The sequence below is a fragment of the Helicobacter burdigaliensis genome, from assembly GCF_003670295.1.
GTDB lineage: Bacteria > Campylobacterota > Campylobacteria > Campylobacterales > Helicobacteraceae > Helicobacter_D > Helicobacter_D burdigaliensis.
Genome location: NZ_QXJG01000001.1, coordinates 158,264 through 175,881 on the forward strand (window position 1 = coordinate 158,264; position 17,618 = coordinate 175,881).

Sequence of the window (17,618 nt, forward strand, 5' to 3'; positions counted from 1 at the left end):
AAAAAAACTTCTAAGGCTTTATGCCTTAGTCTTACTTCAAAACAAAGGAAAAATATGAAAAAATTAATAATGGCAGGTTCTTTAATCTTATCTAGTTTGCTTTATGCGCAAGGCTCACAACCTCTAACAATCTCACAAGAAGATATTAAGGTGCAAAATGAAATTTCTGATGCAAGTACACAAGACATTACTCCCAAAAGCGTAGATGATTTTTTTAACGAATTTAAAGATAGATTTGGTGTAGAATATGGACAAACAAAAGATGGAAAAACTTTCTATACTGGTAAAGCAAATGTATTAGTCAATGATACAGACCCACAATTCTCAAAAGCATTACAATTAGCCTATCAAAAAGCTATGCTAGATTTACAAACTGAATTTATCAAAGATGCTTTTGGAAAGCATTCTACACAAAGAATTCAAAACATAGAATCAGACAATTCCACTAACGCAAAAGAATTTGAAGAATTACCAAAAGGTGGCACATTCTCACAAATTATGGATAAAGTTACCCAGCTTGCAGGTGCAAAGCTTGATAAAGCATTGCAAGATTTAGGCATAAATGTTCAAGGCTTAAGCGAAGAGCGCAAAAAAACACTTTTAAAAGAAGAAATGATTACAAAAGATATTATTAAAGCTTTTGGTTCTATGAAAGGTTTAGTGCCTGTCCAAACGGTGCTTACACAAAAAAGAGGCGAATATCAAGTAGGAGTGATTGCAGTAATTTCTAACAAAACTAGACAAATTGCTACAGATATGAGTCTAGGCAGAAAAAGCATAATTACTGGAAAAGGTAAGGCGATAGGAGAATATTTGCCTAAAGAAAAGCAAGGCTATTTAAATGAATATGGGATTAGACTGATTTATGATGAGAATGGAGCACCTATTATTTTAAGCTATGGAAACTGGGGCTATATCCCTGAAGCAAATAATGCTAGAAAAACAAATCGCTTAGAAGAAATTGCCAAGAAAAATGCAGCTAATCAAGCAGATGCGGCTATTATAGAGTTTATGAATATTAATATTAGCTTAAGTAATGAGCAAACTACTGGGGAGAATTATGAAGAAATCATAAAGCAATCCATAAATATCAATGATAACTCCACCCAAGAACAAGAAGAAACCATTGCCAACATTATTGATAAAGTAAGCACAAAAGTTAAAACCAATGCAAGTGGAAAATTAAGGGGTATTAGAACGCTTAAAACTTGGGATTATACTGGAGAAAATGGCGTAGAGTATGTAGGTGCGATAAGATTTTATTCCTATGAAAATCTAGCCAACACAAACGAAGCACTAAATCCTAGCAATCAAAAAGCTACTTCTTCTGCTAACACTCCTAAAAAAAGCGCAAATATTCAACGAGAATCTAATGTCGTTAATAGCCTAGATGACTTCTAAAATTTTTAAGGAAAACAGATGAAAAAGATTTTTGTTTTTTTATTTTTGGGATTACTCTTAGCTTTAAGCCTTGAAGCTAGAGTGGTTACCACCACCAACACAAAATCAAGCACAGGTGAGGGAAGCGGACTGACTAGAGAAGAGGCGATTAATAATGCTATTATTGAAGCGATTGGAAAAATGAGTGGAGTTAGCATTAATTCTCTTAAAAAATCCACAACTCTAGCAATAAGCGATAATAATGGAAGTAATATCCAAGATACTTATAGCGAGCAAATCAACAAAGCCACTAAAGGCAAAGCTGATAGCTATGAGATTAATAGCGTAGATAAAGATAATGAAGGCAAATACATAGCAAATGTTACAATCTATAAAACTACAACCACTAAAAAATACCAAGCTCCAGGGCTAAAAGCAAGTAACCGCAGAAGCATTACTGTGTTTAATGTAGCACACAATGACTTACAAGCAGGGATTGGTAATAATCTACAACAAAAAATTATCACTGACTTACTCCAAAGTCGCAAATTTAATGTGCTAGATAGAGATAGTGATGGCTACTACCAAATGGAAAAAGCACTTATTCAAAGTGGCGATACAACAAGTGATGAAGTCTATAAACTAAAAAATGTTCTTGCAACCGATTATATTTTGCTCTTCACTCTTAGCGGTGCTGAAGGCTCTGTGAAGACTAATGTAGTTACAGGCAAAGATCAAGCTAAAATTGAACTTTCTATTGAATATAGAGTTTTACTCTTTGCGACTAGACAGATTAAATATTCTAATACTTTAGTGGAGAAATTCACACTAAGAAGTGGCACTTTAAGTGAAAATGAAAAAATCATAGAAAGAATTGCAGCTAAAATTTCAAGCGATGTTTTAAATGCAATTTATCCACTAAAAGTAGCAGAAATTTCAGGCAATGAAGCAGTTTTCTCCCAAACTTTAAATGTAGGGGATACTTATGAATGCTTTTCTTTAGGTAAAGCCATTAAAGATTCTTATACTAAAGAAACCACAGGACAAATTGAAACAAAAGTAGGAACTATTGAGATCACTCGCTCCACTCCAAAACTCTCTTATGGAAAAATCACAGAAGGAAGCGTGAAAAAAGGCAACCTTTGCAGACCTTTAAATATCGGTGGTGGATTTAACGGTGGCGGAGAAAGAGGAGTGAATTACAAGGAAGTAGAAGGTGGTGGGGTAAATCTAGGCTTTTAAGCCTTGCCCTACTTCCTTAACCCTATTTTTATTAATTTTAATTATTTTTAAAAAATTTACCAGTTATAAATATTTAAAACACTTTTTGTTGCTTAATTAAAGCAAATTTTAACAAAAAGTTTTATTTTTATATTTGCTTTTTTACACTTCTTTAAAGCAAGCAATCAAAATTCTCTATTTTCTTTAAATTTTAGCTTATCTTCCATTCTTTTAATAGCGTTTGTATAGACTGCATTTGCCTTATGGCTTTGAGCTTTTTTGTAATTTTCTAGTGCATTTTCATACTCGCCTTTTTCTTCATAGATTTTTGCGATATTATAGTATGAACTTGCCTTAATAGTATTTGCCCTCCTGCCACTTGCTAGCTCAATTGCCTTTCTATTAGCCCAGTTTGCTTCTGCTAGATTTCCAGTTTTTTGATACACTAAACCAAGATTAGAATAGCTTTTTGCTTCATTTGGATTAAGCCTAATAGAATCTTTTAAATGATAAATTGCTACTTCATAATCTTTACTCTTATAGGCTTCTACACCTAGATTATCTAAAATTTTAGCTTGTTTTTTATCTTCTGTGCTTATAGTTTGTGTATAAGCAAGATGAAAGTTTTTAGCAATAACCTTTTCTAAATCTTTTCTAAAATAATCATCTTTGCGCGCATTTTCATCATCTAAAATAATATTTTTATCAATGATTTTACCCTCTTCATCCACATAAAATGGCACCCAGATTCTAGCATCTTTTAAACCTTGTGGAATGGGTGGCATAGTGTAGGCGCGAATAAGTGAAGAGCCCACATATACATAGACTTTTGCATTTTTGAGCTTATCAAGCGGAAGTGCATATTTGCCTTCTTTATCTCGTGCTTCTTTAGCCCATGAGCTATAATTATGCACAAAGAAAATGTATTTTTCTCCATTGTGGCGTTTGTTTATCGTGATAGTTTCAGGCCCATAACCCTCTGTATTCTCCACATCTAAATTCACATCCACCCCCTCTTTGTTTTCAAAATAAATATGGCTGTCCTTAAAATATACATGCAAATCTAAATCCAAAGGCTCATTATCCCATTGCAACACCACACGCATAGAATCTAGTGTTTGTAAATTTGGACTCATCGCATACACAAAGTCTTCACTTGGGCATTTTACTGCCATACTCGCATAGCCCTCTTTTTTCAAAATCATCATAACATCATCTTTGCTAAAAGACATAGGTATCTTTGCATTGCCATTATTATCCGTAAAAGCTTTATTTAAATCTTTACCCTCTTTTTGAAAAGTTAGCTCCACACCGCTCAAAGCCTTGTCTTTTATCGTCGCATCTAACACACTTATATTTATTTTGGCCCACACTAAGCCAAGCCCCAAGAAAAGCGCAAAAAATAGTCGTTTCATTACTTGCTCCAAAATTAATATCCATTCTAATAAAATTTTTCTTATATTATAGCTTAAGCAATGAATTATAACTATAGCTTTGCTAAGAAAAATATAAACAAATCCTAGCGTTCTAAAACATCAAAATTAAATCTTTTTAGTAATATTTCCATTTTCTAAAATGATCTGTTTGTTCTTCACTAGCTCACTTAATGCGCGTTTAAAAGCCTTTTTGCTCATAGAAAAATTCTCTAAAATACTTTGTGGAGTGCTATCATAGTTAAACTCCATTTTGCCACCCTTTTGCTCTAGTATCTCTAAAACCCTTTTTGCTTCTTCTTTCTCATTAGATTTTTGCATAGGAGGCTTTAAGCTTAAATCACATTTTCCATTCGGATAAATTTTTTTAATATATGCTTTGTATTTTTGATTTAAAAAATTTTTATTAAACACTTCATTTTTATACACAAGCCCTAAAAACTCTCCATTTATCACACATTCATAACCAAGCTCAGTGGCTCTAAAAGGGATAATTTCCACTTCGCTAAATGTTTTAAGATTGCTTTTTTTAAGATCTTTCAAGTAAGGTTTTATATCATTTTTAGCGATTAATCTACCCTCTCTATCCACACTCACTAATACTGCCACATTGCTTTTGAGTGGATAGTTTTGAGGCTTAAGGGTTGGCATAAATAGATCTTTTGCAATTCCTAAATCCAAAAAGCAACCAAAATTATTCTTATCCACCACCTTTAAAAGTGCGATTTCCCCAAGCATCGCATAAGGCTTCAAAGTAGTGGCTATAAGTCTATCTTCAGAATCTGTATAAAGAAAAACTTCAATACTCTGCCCCTCTTTTGCATCTTTTGGAAGATATTTTAAAGGAAGCAAAATCTCCTTATCTCCTTTTTGTAAGAAAGCCCCAATTTTTACAATTTTTACAATCTCTAAAGTATAAATTCTACCTACATCAATCAAAAAGTTCTCCTATTGCTCTTATAAAAACATTACTAAAATCTACACCATATTCACTAGCAATCTGCATACTTGCCAAAATCACAACTATCATCAATATTGCAAATGCGATAAGTCCTAGTAGTGCTATCACTCTAAATAATCTTAAATAAAAACTCTCATCCAAACTCTCATCTAAAGTCTTATGGTATTTAAACCAATCTAAGAAAAATTTTGCATAAACTAAAACTAATCCAAAAATCAACACTCCACAAAGAAGCATTAAAACCAAAGAATAAGTTGGGGAAAATCCTAAATTTACCGCATGAATGTCTGCTTCCCACATAAGCATTACACTACTAAAATGGATTCCAAAACCTATCAATGCAAACAACAAAAAAGAAGCTACTAAAAATGCGATATTTTCACCCCATGTGCTTCTTTTTTTAAATTCTTCTTTGATGTGTTTTTTAATAGCACTTTCGCTTAGTCCCCCTTCTCTTTTTTTAGCAATGTAACTGCCAAGATTTTTAATCCAAGTTTTTCTATTTAAAACTTGTGTTTCCATATTTTCACCTCTTGATAAAATTTTCTCATTAGAAATTCTGCCTAAAATTTGTCAAAATAAAATCTATATTTTGTCAAGTTTTTGTCAAGTTTTTGTAGAATAAGACTTATCAATATGGAATTTTCTATAAAAATCTTCTAGCTCTTCATCGCTAAAATCTTCTAAAAGCCCTTTTTCTCTTAGATTATCCAAAATAGCTCTTGTGCAATCTGTCTCTTTAGGCCACTCTCTTAAATGCCCATCAACTTCACTTTTATTAGTTGCATCTATAAAAATTGCTTCATGAATGATTTTTATATCTCTTTTAGCATCTATATTATTTACAACCCTCCAAAGCACCATATAAAGATTATCTAAATCATTGCTCTTTGCATCTAGCACCACTACAATTCTTAAATGTTGTGTAAGCTCTGCTAACTCTTTTTTAGAAAAAATCTCTTGCATACTTGCTTGCTTTTCTACACCCAGCAAAACAATAGGATTCAAAGTGTCCTTATAAATTTGCTTTAAAACACATAAATTTGAAAATACCTTAGAAAGCTTATCTTTTAACACTTCATCTTCTAAAAGCACCACTTTTTTAGTCTCTTTTAGCTCTTTAGTTAAATCCACTCCAAGCTTCCCTCCATAAGCATAATTAGGAGAAGAATGATCTAAAACATCACAAATCCCCTCGCTAATCACGCATTCTTTTACACTAAAGCGATTAAGCATAAAAGTAATAATCTCTGCACTCTCTAAGCTAGGAGCATCTTTATTTACAAATAGTGCATGTTTTACAAAGCTCATCTGCCCCACCCCCCAAAAAGCATGCATACTTTGCTTTGCCTCTCCTTCATACTCACTTTTTATCTTTGCTAAGATTAGATTATGAAATACTCCATTTTCTGGCATATAATAATCTATTAAATTAGGTGTGGTTGTCTGCAAAAGTGGTAAGAAAATGCGTTCTGTTGGATAACCTAAATATTTATCCTCTAAAGGTGGCTTACCCACAACTGTGGCTAAAAAAACAGGATTTTTCTTGCTAGTAATTGCACTCACTTCCATAACAGGATAAGGCTCAATAGGTGTATAAAAGCCCGTATGATCGCCAAACCTCCCTTCTTCTTTTAGCTCATTTGGATCTACAAAGCCCTCAATCACAAAATCACAATCATAAGGCACACACAAAGGATTGCTGATACACTTTATAAGTTTTGCTCTTTTCTTTTTAATAAAACCATAAAGCATAAGCTCATAGATTCCTTTAGGTAGTGGTGCAGTAGCACACCAAGTATAAAGCGGATCTCCCCCTAAAGCGATACTTACAGGCATTTTTTGCTTAGCTTCTTTATATTCTTTTAAAAGTGCAACCGAATCTTTATGCAATTGCCAATGCAAACCTAAATGATTTTTATCATAAACTTGCAAACGATACATTCCTAGATTTTTCACTTCTCCATTTAGGCTTTGTGTGTAACACTGCCCCATAGTGATAAACGCCCCTCCATCTTCTTCCCAAGTCTTAATAACTGGCAAACTTAGCAAATCTACATTTACACCCTTATACACAACTTCTTGTGCCAATTTAATATCTTCTTGCACACAAGGAGCTAAAAATCTAAGCTGTGCGATTTTAGGTAAAAATCTTAAAAATTCACCCACGCCTTTTGGGGGCTTCATTTTTAAAAAATAACTGATTTCTTTTGCTATTTTCTGTGTATCCCCTATTAAAAGCTCTACGCGTTTAAAATTTCCAAAAAGATTCATAAGCACAGGAGTTTCATAAGTTTTATTTAATCTTTTGCAAATAGGATTTGTAAAAAGCAAGGCTTTGCTTTCTTTCTTTTTTACTTCTAAATACGCTAAATGCGGTATTTCAAGCTCTATATCCAAAGGAGTGGAAATAATCTTTATCTCATTATGCATTTTTAATAAATCAATCGTTTTTCTCATTTTAAAGACTTCTCCTAAAAAATAATGGAAAATTTTTCACATAATACCATAATTTAGGTTTAACTTCATCATTGATTTCTTATATAAATTTCACAAACAATCCCCATAATAATGTATAAAAAACTAATGTTATTTGTATTTGTTGTCTAGTTTGTGCTATCAAATATTTAAAAAATTTTCACTTTTTAATTACCACCTATAGGTGGTAATTCCTAAAGCTCTGGTTTAGGAGTTGTTTGCGTAGAAGCAGGAAGCTGTGGATATATTACTTGAGGTTTTGTTCCTTGTAAGGATTCTAAAAAAGTAGCAATAGATTTTGCTTCTTTATCAGAAATGCTAATTCCAAGTTGGATACTTCCCATTTCCTTAATTGCATCTTTTAAATCCCAAAATGCACCATTATGAAAATAAGGAGCAGTTTCTGTTACGTTACGCAAAGTAGGAGTCTTTACCATACCATTTGCATCACCTTTAAAATCTCCTAAATTTGCAAATTTATATTGTCCTGCTACTTGAAAAGCTTGCATAGTTCCACCCAAATTCACTCCATTATGACAAGCCGTGCAACCTTTATCCATAAAGAGTTTTAAACCCTCTTTTTCTGCCTTAGAGAGTGCATTTTCATCTCCCTCCATAAATTTATCAAATCTTGATGGAGTGAGTAAAGTTCGCTCAAATGTAGCAATAGCATCTGCAATATTATCAAAAGTTACACCGCTTTTGCCATATATCTTTTTAAAGTCCTCTACATATTCTGGCAAAGATGCGATTTTTTCCACTGCTAGCTTTGCAGGGGTTGCCATCTCTGCTTCTGATTCGATAGGTCCTTTAGCTTGATCTGCCAAACTACCTGCCCTACCATCCCAAAATTGCGTAGCATTAAGCACGGAATTATAAACGGTTGGTGAATTTAAATGATGAGGGTTTGCTGTCCATTTATGACCTACTGCTGCAGAAATTCCATCTGCACCCCCTAACCCTAAGTTATGACAGGTGTTACAAGAAATCAATCCACTCTTTGAAAGTCTAGGTTCAAAATAAAGCTGTTTTCCAAGATCTGCTTTTTCTTCTGTAAAAGGACTAAATTTTACACCCATATCTTTTAAGATTTTTTCTACTTCTTTTTGATTTTTTGGAAGTGGAGCCAAGCCCGCATTCTTTGCTTCTTGCACTAGAGAGCTAGCTGCATTTAAGCTTAATGTCGAAGCCAACAAAATTGACGAAACAGATAATAAAGAGCTAATTTTCATAAAGCCTCCTTAAAAATTTATCACCCCAAAATACTTTTTAAAAGAGGTGATAGAAGCGAAGTGTAGCCCTTATTGACTTATATTTTAATAAAATATAATCTTTATTTATTAATAATAGTTTTTATTATTCTATATTTTTTAAACATTTTAATGTGTTTAAAAGTTGCATAAATACCCTAAAAATTGAATATCTACAAAGATTTCATAAATTTTATATTCTTAAAAATTTTGTTTTTATACTTTTAACCCCTCTCCCTTTTTTTAAAGAACTCCATTACTCCCCTAAAGCTTCATTTTAATCACATTCTCTTTATTAAACCCTACTTAATTGATTGCAAAATTCTTTATGCCATCAAATCTAGCAAACTTTGCATCATAGAATCTTGGCTTTGCACTACCTTTGCATTAGCTTCCACTCCATTTTGAGATACGATATTATCCACACTACTTTGTGCTAAATCTGTTTGGGAAGTTTCTAAGCTATTTTGTAAAATTTGCATATTTGAATTTATACCATTTTGTGCATTACTAAAAGCATTTGCATAATCAAAACCCTTTGAGATTTCCATTTTTAAACAACTCCTAACATTAACTTTTTATACACATATTATATATTTATTAACTAAATTTCTCCTAAAATTATAAATCATATTTAATTTTTATATTTTTAAGATTTTATTTTAAGAATTTTATGCTATTATTTGATAATTTTTATTATTTAATAAAGGTTAGATTTTATGGATTTTACTTGGACACAAATTACTTATGCGATGATTTTGACACTTCTTGCGGGTTTTAGCACTGCCATTGGCTCTGTGATAGCCTTTTTCTCTAAAAAAGATAATCTAAGAATCCTTTCTTTTGGGCTTGGATTTTCAGCAGGAGTTATGATTTATATTTCCTTTATGGAGATTTTACCCTCTGCTTTTTCAGATTTTAGAAAATATTACAACTCAAATTTTGGCGAACTTTTAGCATTATTATGTTTTTTTGGAGGAATTATTTTAAGTGCAATTATTGATAAATTAATCCCCGAAGATGTCAATCCTCACGAACCAAAAGAGGACTACTCAGAGCTTAAAATATGCCCCCTTCCTAAAAATCCTAGAAAAACACCTAATTTTCACCCGGGTATTTCCATAGCTAAAGTCAATACAAAAGCTCTAAAACGCACAGGAATCTTCACAGCACTCGCCATTGCTATCCATAATTTCCCCGAAGGCTTTGCTACTTTTATCTCAAGTCTTGATAGCCTCTCATTTGGAATAGCCATAGCAGTAGCTGTTGCTATCCATAATATCCCAGAAGGTATGGCTGTTTCACTTCCTATTTATCATGCCACAGGTGATAAGAAAAAAGCTTTCATTTATTCAGTGCTTTCAGGAGTTGCAGAACCCATTGGAGCATTTGTGGGTGCTTTTTTAATCCTACCTTTTATGAATGAATTAACTCTTGCTATCACTTTTGCAGTGGTGGCTGGGATTATGGTTTTTATCTCTTTTGATGAGCTTTTACCCTCAGCACGCACCTATGATAAAGCGCACGATAGCCTTTATGGATTAGTTTTAGGAATGGGAGTGATGGCACTTAGCCTCATTTTATTAAATCCTTAAAATCCTATTTTTTATGTTTTTTTATAATATAATGTTGAAAATTTTCTAAAAGGTATAAGTTTTGAGTAAATTAGTAATTTTTGGCGGCATCAATGGCTCAAGAAAAACCACTTTTTATTATAAAGCTTTAGAAAAAAATGAAGATTTTGGCTTTTAGAATTAATATTGATGAAGATAATAAGCTCTTTAGGAGATTGGAGAGAGAAAAGTTCAATTAAGAGCCTCCAAGATTGCCCTATTGTTACGCAAAAGGTTCTTATCTAAAAAAACAAAGTTTTAATCAAGAAATAACATTAAGTGGCAAAGGAATCTTTAAGCTTTTTAAAAAGGCAAAAGAGAAAAAATTTAAAATAATTCTTTATTATGTAGGTTTAGAAAGTGTCAAACTTGCCAAAGAGCGCGTTAAAATTCGCGTAAAAAAAGGTGGGCATAATGTTAAAGATGAAATTATTGAAAAAAGATATTACACTTCTTTAGTTAATTTAAAAATTGCCATTCATCTATGTGATGAAGTTTATATTTATGATAATAGTCAAGATTTTAAACTCATTGCCTTAAAAACAAACGAAACTTTTAAGAAATTGCAAATTTGCAAATGGCTAGAAAATTTAAATCTAAATTTTTCATAAATATAAGTAAAAATTATTTTAATTTTATATTCTAAAAAATATTGTAAATATTGATAATTAAGCCATTTTGGGTTAAAATTCTAGCAATAATAATCACAACAAAAAATAAGGTAAAAAATGAGCAAAAATATAGAAATTATGCAAAATGTAAAAAATATCAGAGAAATTGATATTAAAGACAAAAGAATCCTTATCCGTGTTGATTTTAATGTCCCAATGGATGATGAGCTTAATATTAGCGATGATACAAGGATTAGAGAGGCAATCCCAACAATCAATTATTGCATTGATAATGGGGCAAAATCCATCATTTTAGTAAGCCATTTAGGACGCCCAAAAGGCAAAAGTGATGAATTTTCACTCAAACACATTTTAAAAAGACTGGAGCGACTTTTATCTAAAGATGTTGTTTTTGTAGATAGTTTAGAAAATACACAAGTTGTGCTAAACACTCTTGTAGATGGTAGCGTAATTTTGTTAGAGAATATTAGATTTTGCGAAGGGGAAGAGAAAAACGACACTGCACTTTCTCAAAAACTCGCTTCCCTTTGTGATGTATTTGTCAATGATGCGTTTGGGACTTCACATAGAAAGCACTCTTCTACTTATGGTGTTGCACAATTTGCAAAGCAAAAAGTTTCCGGACTTCTTCTAAAAAAAGAAATTGATTCTTTTGCGATTGCACTTTCAAATCCACTGCGTCCCCTACTTTTAATCGTAGGAGGCTCTAAAGTTTCTTCAAAACTAACTCTTTTAAACTCCATCTTAGATGTTGTAGATAAAATCATCATTGGCGGGGCAATGAGTAACACTTTCTTAAAAGCTATCGGTTATGATACTAAAAATTCTCTTATAGAAGAAGAGCTATTAGAAGAAGCTAAAAATATTCTAAGATCCGCAAAAGAAAAAGGTGTCAAAATCTACTTACCAGTAGATGTAGTAGCAACCGATGATATTAAAAATCCTCAAATTATCAAAATTACCCCCGCACAAGATATACCAGACAATCTAGCAGCTGTTGATATTGGTCCTGCTACTGTGAAACTTTTTAATGAAGTGATTAGAGATAGCGAAACAATTATTTGGAATGGGCCATTAGGTGTATATGAAGTGCAAAAATTCTCACGCGGAACTTTTAGTATCTCTCATACAATTGCAGATACTTATGCTTACAGCGTAATAGGAGGTGGAGATACAGCCGATGCAGTAGATAAAGCTGGTAACAAAGATAGCATGAGTTTTACTTCAACAGGTGGTGGAGCAAGCTTAGAACTACTAGAAGGAATTGTTTTACCTGCTTTTGAAGTTTTAGACAAAAGAGATTAATTTTTAAGGATAAACTTATGGGAGAACCACCCCAAAACACATTTTAAGGAGGCGCTTTAAGCCTCCAAAGCTAGGAGGCTTAAATGATGAATTTTTTTATTAAACGCAATGGATTAGTCGTTAGGGAAAGTATCCTTTCCATAGAAGCCATTGCGCCTAATATAGATATTTTATGGATTGATCTTTTACATCCAAGCTTAGAAGAAATTGCTTACATTTCTAAAACCTATATGCTTGAAATCCCAACAAAAGAAGAAAGAGAAGAGATTGAAGAATCCGCACGCTACTGGGAAGATAGCGAAACGGTTACCATCAATACCTATTTTTTAACACGCCCCAATGAGCAAAATCTCCTCCACAATGAAACCGTTACTTTTCTTGTTGCACAAGGGATTTTATTTACCGTAAGATATAGTGAGTTTCGCGTATTTGATGAGATTCAACAACGCGTTTTAGCAAGTCCAAAAAACTTTGAAGATGGCTTTGACTTAATCAGTAAAATCTTTGAATTACGCGTTGAAAAAGATGCAGATATGCTAGAGAGTATTGCTAGAGAAACGCGTCTTTTGCGTCGCAAAGTCGTAGGAGAAAAACAGCTAGGCGATGAGATTTTAGAGAAGCTATCCACTTTACAAGAAATGCATTTAAGTTTGCGAGATAGCCTCTTTGATAAGCGTCTTGCGATTGCTGCTCTTATCCGCACAAGAAAAGCCGATGAAGATGTGAGAAAAGACTTAGGGATTGTATTAAAAGATATTAACTCTCTTGTAGAATTTACAAATGTAAATATGGGGATTTTAGATAATATCCAAACACTTTTTTCCAACCAAATCAATATTGAGCAAAATAAAATTATTAAAATCTTTACCGTTGTAACCGTAGCCATGATGCCCCCAACGCTTATTGCAACAATTTATGGTATGAACTTCACACATATGCCAGAGCTTGAATGGACTTATTCTTATCCTGTTGTTCTTGGCTTAATGATTGCTTCTACAATCTTTCCTATAATTTATTTTAAAAAGAAAAAATGGCTTTAATCTTAAATAAGATTCCCTAGCTTTAAGGCTTTTTTCTTTCTTTTTTAATCTTTATTCTTCTTTTTCTCCCCCTCTTTATGTTTTTTAAAAGATAAATTAATTTTTGGAACGCTATTTGCTATTATCTTTAAAATAATTACAAAAACTCACTAAACTAAGCTAGATAAAGGAGTATTTATGCAAAAGTTTATTTTATTATTTTTATTACTTTTTAGTTTTTCTTATGCACTCCCTAAAGTAGAATTTAAAAATTCGTGCGTCCCTCTAAAAGATTTTAGCACCGAACAAAAAGAAGTTCTTTTACAATCTTATCTAGCGGGTGAAAAATATGGTTTTGGCTACACACTAGCTGCAATCGCTTGGCAAGAATCATGTGCTGGAGTTTATAAAATGAATTTTCAAGATCCAAGTGCTGGAATCTATCATGCTTATATCCCAGGAGTAATTAAACGCTATAAAAATCTAAAACAAAATGGTTTTACAGAAAATTTAGTAGGAGCTATGCTAGTGAGCAATGATGAATTTGCACAAAAAATCGCGCTCAATGATTTGCAATTTTGGCACAAAGAACATAAAGGGGATTGGAAAAAAATTATAAAATCTTATAACAAAGGATATAGTTGGCAAAAAAACAAATACGCAAACACTCAAGCAGAAAACTATTACAAAAGCATAGCTCAAAAGGTAAAAGAACTTGAAGCATATCTACCAAAATCCACTCTAGCTCAAATTGCAAATTCACAAAAAAATCCCCAAAATCACTACTACACTAAAAATCAAAATTTTACTCCCACAAAAACCGATAAAAAATCCACCCAAGACTCCAAAGCTTTTTTATTGCCTATCTATCAAGCAGGAAATGACTTTTTAGAACCCTTAGAAAAAAGCCCTACTCTTTTAAAAGAATTTGATTTAATAGAGATTTATTAAGCTCTTTACCACCACAAACCGCCTCCATTATTATTGCTAGAAGCGTTAGCGATGAAGCATACAAGCCAATCTATCCACAAGCGATAGCGAGAAGTGCCCATTATGAGTTACTTCCCTCAACATTACAAAATCCCCCTCTTTTCTTGTCATTGCGAGGAGGCTCTGCTAACGAGGCATTCTAAAGAATACAAGGAGCGTTATTCATCTGTTGCTAAAGCAACCAAACCTTTAGGATAAACAAAGTGCAGTGCAAATCCATAAAAACCAAATACCCATACTTTATTATTGCTAAAATATGATGTTTAAAAAATAAATCATAATTAATATTTTAAAGTTTGTTTTATTAAGCAGTTGCTATACTTTCATCGCTTTAAGCTTGTTTTTATTGTCTTTTAGAGATGTAAAAGGAGGTTTATATGGAATTATTAATTGCTTTTAATATTTCTTTAATTGTACTCATTATTCTAGCTTCAAAAAGAAACTAGAATAAATCACATCAAATAAATCAATAAGATTCTAGTTAAACCCTGCTTAACTTAGACTTAAAGCAGTATTCTATCAAGAATACACAAAATTTATCCTTAAAAGGCAAAGCAGGTTAGGATCTTCCTTTTTGCCTTTTAAGGATAATAAAATTATTTCTTAATATATAGAATATAAAAATAAAATTCTCTTGCATTTTTTAGGCTGCCACGCAAATGCTAACGCATTTACTCGCAGTGACATTTTAGACTTTTCTATATTTTATTGCAAAACTCTCTTTTTTGTCATCATAACCCCCCCCTGTCATTGCGAGGAGCGTGAGCAATAAAGCATGCAAGCAAAGCGTTATCCACGAGCAACAGCGAAGTGCAAATCTAATTTTAAACCCCTACAAATCTATTTTGTCATCACAAAGCCTCCTCCTCCCCTACCCTTTCTACAAAATTTTTAAATTTTTTCAAAAATTTTATGGATTTTGCTAAACTTTTTTGATTTATTTCCGATATAATGTCATAACCAAAAAGGAAGTTGGTTATACAACTAGCTTTCATTTAGGTTTATCTTAATCAAAGCTACGCCAAGGAAGGCAAAAGCTATAACAAAAAGGAGTTTAAAATGGCATTCCAAGTCAATACTAACGTTAATGCGTTAAATTCACACGCTCAAAGCACATTTACACAAACATCTCTTGCAAGTTCATTGCAAAAGTTAAGTTCAGGTTTGAGAATCAACTCTGCTAAAGACGACGCTTCAGGTATGGCGATTGCTGATAGCCTTAGATCTCAAGCAAATGCTTTAGGACAAGCTATTAGAAATGGTAATGATGGTATGGGAATTATCCAAATCGCCGATAAAGCTATGGATGAGCAAATCAAGATTCTAGATACTATCAAGACTAAAGCTACTCAAGCCGCTCAGGATGGACAAACAGAGCAAACAAGACTAGCTATCCAAGCAGATATTAACAGACTTATCGAATCTTTAGATAACATTGCTGGAACTACATCTTATAATGGATTAAATCTTCTTGCGGGCGGTTTCTCAAATAAAGAATTCCAAGTAGGTGCATATTCTAACCAAACAATCCGTGCAAGTATCGGTGCTACAAGCTCTGATAAAATCGGACATGTTAGAACTGAATCACTAAGATTTAGTGGTATGGGAACTCAATCTATGAAGTTTATCAATGCTAAAGGCGGACAAGATATAACACTAGAAAGCGTTGTTATTTCTACTTCAGCTGGAACTGGTTTAGGTGCTTTAGCAGAAGTTATTAACAAAAACTCTGATGCACTAGGCGGAATAAGAGCTGAAGCTAAAGTAGGGAAAACAGGTAGCAATGAAGTTGCAGCGGGTGACATCACAAGCTTAACCATCAATGGAGTTAAAATCGGGGATATCTCTGGAGTAAAACAAGCTGACTCCGATGGAAGATTGGTAGATGCAATTAACTCCAAAAAAGAGCAAACAGGAGTAGAAGCTTCTATCTCTGAAGATGGTAGACTAGTTCTTACTTCAACAGATGGTAGAGCTATCCAAATTACTGGTGGTGGTATGTCAGCAGGTGGTGCAGGTATTGTTACTGCTGGAGGTACAGCAGGTAGCACTATCGTAGGAACTCTTGTATTAACTCAACTAGGAGCTAACGATATTAAATTTAGTGGCTTAAATGGTTCTGCAGATATTAGCAAAGTAGCACAAGATACAACAAACTTGAGAGACTCTAAAGATGGATTTAGTGCAAACCTAAGATCTGCAACAGGTGCAAACGCCATAAATAGCGGAACAGCTGGACAATCCCTAGGAGCAGGAGTAACAACTTTAGATGGAGCAATGCTAATGATGAATATCGCCGAATCTGCTATTAAGCAACTAGATAAAATCAGATCAGATTTAGGTTCTGTGCAACAACAAATGCAATCAACTATCAATAACATTACAATCACTCAAGTGAATGTAAAATCAGCAGAATCAGGAATTAGAGAAGTAGATTTCGCTCAAGAATCAGCAAACTTCACTAACCTAAACATTCTAGCTCAAGCAGGTAGCTATGCATTAAGCCAATCTAATGCAGCACAACAAAATATCTTAAGACTACTTCAGTAGTCTTAGCCAAAGGAGGCTTAAAGCCTCTTTTAGCTCATTTATTAAATTAATTTTTTACTTTTTATTTTAAAATCTATTATAAACTTACCTTATTCATTTTTTCAGCTTTAGATATAAATATCTCTTTTTATTCTATACCTTTGTGAAATCCTACTTTATTATATAAATCTCTACACTTTACAAGGCTATTTTTGTCATTGCAAAACTCCCTCTGTCATCGCTAGGACTTTAAGCCCCCTTCTGTCATTGCGAGGAGGCTCTGCCGACAAAGCAATCTAAAAGGAAACCCTTAAAAGTTGTTTTTTAGACTGCCACGCAAATGCTAACACATTTACTCGCAGTGACATTTTAGACTTTTCTATGTTTCATTGCAAAACTTCCTTTTTTATCACAACGCCTCTATTTTATCATTACGAAGCCCTTAAGACTGAAGCAATCCATAAAAACCAAATACCCATACTTTATCATTACTAAAATACAGTATTCAAAAAATAAATCATAATTAATATTTTAAACTTTATTTTATTAAGCAGTTGCTATACTTGCATCGCTTTAAGCTTGTTTTTATTGTCTTTTGAAGATGTGAAAAGGAGCTAATATGGAATTAATAATAATTTTTATAATTTCACTAATAGTTCTTGTTTTAGTTTCAAAGAGAAACTAAAATAAACACATATAGAAAAACGATAGGATTCTAGTTAAACCCTGCTTAACTTAGACTTAAAGCAGTATTCTATCAAGAATACACAAAATTTATCCTTAAAAGGCAAAGCAGGTTAGGATCTT

The 17,618-nt window shown here is 32.8% G+C and carries 14 protein-coding genes; 8 read left to right on the forward strand and 6 right to left on the reverse strand.

Features of this window, described 5'->3' with window-relative positions; genetic code table 11:
* Positions 1-54: 54 nt before the first annotated feature.
* Positions 55-1,401, forward strand: a complete 1,347-nt coding sequence (locus tag EBF09_RS00765) for a DUF6844 domain-containing protein (protein WP_121763239.1) — start codon at positions 55-57, stop codon at positions 1,399-1,401.
* 18 nt (positions 1,402-1,419) lie between these two features.
* Positions 1,420-2,622 (forward strand): LPP20 family lipoprotein, encoded by a 1,203-nt coding sequence (locus EBF09_RS00770; protein WP_121763240.1) that lies wholly within the window; start codon positions 1,420-1,422, stop codon positions 2,620-2,622.
* A gap of 164 nt (positions 2,623-2,786) precedes the next feature.
* On the opposite strand, the gene EBF09_RS00775 is transcribed toward EBF09_RS00770, so the two are convergent.
* The 6 genes from EBF09_RS00775 to EBF09_RS00800 all read right to left on the reverse strand — a co-directional run bounded on the left by EBF09_RS00775 (position 2,787) and on the right by EBF09_RS00800 (position 9,274).
* Entirely contained in the window at positions 2,787-4,016 is a 1,230-nt protein-coding gene (locus tag EBF09_RS00775) for a tetratricopeptide repeat protein (RefSeq protein WP_121763241.1), read from the reverse strand.
* Between the two features lie 126 nt (positions 4,017-4,142).
* Positions 4,143-4,973: a CvfB family protein gene (locus EBF09_RS00780; protein ID WP_232817598.1), complete on the reverse strand. Its 831-nt coding sequence runs from the start codon at positions 4,971-4,973 to the stop codon at positions 4,143-4,145.
* Positions 4,966-5,517 carry a hypothetical protein gene (locus tag EBF09_RS00785; protein ID WP_121763242.1) on the reverse strand — a complete coding sequence of 184 codons (552 nt, stop codon included), beginning with the start codon at positions 5,515-5,517 and terminating at the stop codon, positions 4,966-4,968. The genes EBF09_RS00780 and EBF09_RS00785 overlap by 8 nt, the downstream gene beginning before the upstream one ends.
* 84 nt (positions 5,518-5,601) lie before the next feature.
* Entirely contained in the window at positions 5,602-7,455 is a 1,854-nt protein-coding gene (locus EBF09_RS00790; protein WP_121763243.1) for a menaquinone biosynthesis decarboxylase, read from the reverse strand.
* A 212-nt stretch (positions 7,456-7,667) separates the two neighbouring features.
* Positions 7,668-8,705, reverse strand: coding sequence for a cytochrome-c peroxidase (locus EBF09_RS00795; RefSeq protein ID WP_121763244.1), 1,038 nt, complete (start codon positions 8,703-8,705; stop codon positions 7,668-7,670).
* A 344-nt stretch (positions 8,706-9,049) separates the two neighbouring features.
* Entirely contained in the window at positions 9,050-9,274 is a 225-nt protein-coding gene (locus EBF09_RS00800; protein ID WP_121763245.1) for a flagellar basal body rod C-terminal domain-containing protein, read from the reverse strand.
* Between the two features lie 168 nt (positions 9,275-9,442).
* On the opposite strand from EBF09_RS00800, the gene zupT reads away from it, so the two are divergent.
* The 6 genes from zupT to EBF09_RS00830 all read left to right on the forward strand — a co-directional run bounded on the left by zupT (position 9,443) and on the right by EBF09_RS00830 (position 16,832).
* Positions 9,443-10,318: a zinc transporter ZupT gene (gene zupT / locus EBF09_RS00805; protein WP_121763246.1), complete on the forward strand. Its 876-nt coding sequence runs from the start codon at positions 9,443-9,445 to the stop codon at positions 10,316-10,318.
* A gap of 230 nt (positions 10,319-10,548) precedes the next feature.
* The gene (locus tag EBF09_RS00810) at positions 10,549-10,947 is read left to right on the forward strand and encodes a hypothetical protein (RefSeq protein ID WP_121763247.1); all 399 of its coding nucleotides are present in this window, start codon (positions 10,549-10,551) and stop codon (positions 10,945-10,947) included.
* A 117-nt stretch (positions 10,948-11,064) separates the two neighbouring features.
* Positions 11,065-12,273, forward strand: coding sequence for a phosphoglycerate kinase (locus tag EBF09_RS00815; protein WP_121763248.1), 1,209 nt, complete (start codon positions 11,065-11,067; stop codon positions 12,271-12,273).
* 83 nt (positions 12,274-12,356) lie between these two features.
* Complete coding sequence (gene corA, locus EBF09_RS00820) at positions 12,357-13,313, forward strand: magnesium/cobalt transporter CorA (protein WP_121763249.1); 957 nt, start codon at positions 12,357-12,359, stop codon at positions 13,311-13,313.
* A 177-nt stretch (positions 13,314-13,490) separates the two neighbouring features.
* Positions 13,491-14,243: a hypothetical protein gene (locus EBF09_RS00825; protein ID WP_121763250.1), complete on the forward strand. Its 753-nt coding sequence runs from the start codon at positions 13,491-13,493 to the stop codon at positions 14,241-14,243.
* 1,098 nt (positions 14,244-15,341) lie between these two features.
* Positions 15,342-16,832: a flagellin B gene (locus EBF09_RS00830; protein ID WP_121763251.1), complete on the forward strand. Its 1,491-nt coding sequence runs from the start codon at positions 15,342-15,344 to the stop codon at positions 16,830-16,832.
* Positions 16,833-17,618 lie beyond the last annotated feature (786 nt).

What these genes read in the sequence shown, in the direction of transcription:
- corA (WP_121763249.1), top strand. Translation starts at nt 12,357, where the DNA reads ATGATGAATTTTTTTATTAAACGCAATGGATTAGTCGTTAGGGAAAGT.
- EBF09_RS00790 (WP_121763243.1), bottom strand. Translation starts at nt 7,455, where the DNA reads ATGAGAAAAACGATTGATTTATTAAAAATGCATAATGAGATAAAGATT.
- EBF09_RS00830 (WP_121763251.1), top strand. Translation starts at nt 15,342, where the DNA reads ATGGCATTCCAAGTCAATACTAACGTTAATGCGTTAAATTCACACGCT.
- zupT (WP_121763246.1), top strand. Translation starts at nt 9,443, where the DNA reads ATGGATTTTACTTGGACACAAATTACTTATGCGATGATTTTGACACTT.
- EBF09_RS00815 (WP_121763248.1), top strand. Translation starts at nt 11,065, where the DNA reads ATGAGCAAAAATATAGAAATTATGCAAAATGTAAAAAATATCAGAGAA.
- EBF09_RS00765 (WP_121763239.1), top strand. Translation starts at nt 55, where the DNA reads ATGAAAAAATTAATAATGGCAGGTTCTTTAATCTTATCTAGTTTGCTT.
- EBF09_RS00775 (WP_121763241.1), bottom strand. Translation starts at nt 4,016, where the DNA reads ATGAAACGACTATTTTTTGCGCTTTTCTTGGGGCTTGGCTTAGTGTGG.
- EBF09_RS00825 (WP_121763250.1), top strand. Translation starts at nt 13,491, where the DNA reads ATGCAAAAGTTTATTTTATTATTTTTATTACTTTTTAGTTTTTCTTAT.
- EBF09_RS00800 (WP_121763245.1), bottom strand. Translation starts at nt 9,274, where the DNA reads ATGGAAATCTCAAAGGGTTTTGATTATGCAAATGCTTTTAGTAATGCA.
- EBF09_RS00785 (WP_121763242.1), bottom strand. Translation starts at nt 5,517, where the DNA reads ATGGAAACACAAGTTTTAAATAGAAAAACTTGGATTAAAAATCTTGGC.
- EBF09_RS00795 (WP_121763244.1), bottom strand. Translation starts at nt 8,705, where the DNA reads ATGAAAATTAGCTCTTTATTATCTGTTTCGTCAATTTTGTTGGCTTCG.
- EBF09_RS00770 (WP_121763240.1), top strand. Translation starts at nt 1,420, where the DNA reads ATGAAAAAGATTTTTGTTTTTTTATTTTTGGGATTACTCTTAGCTTTA.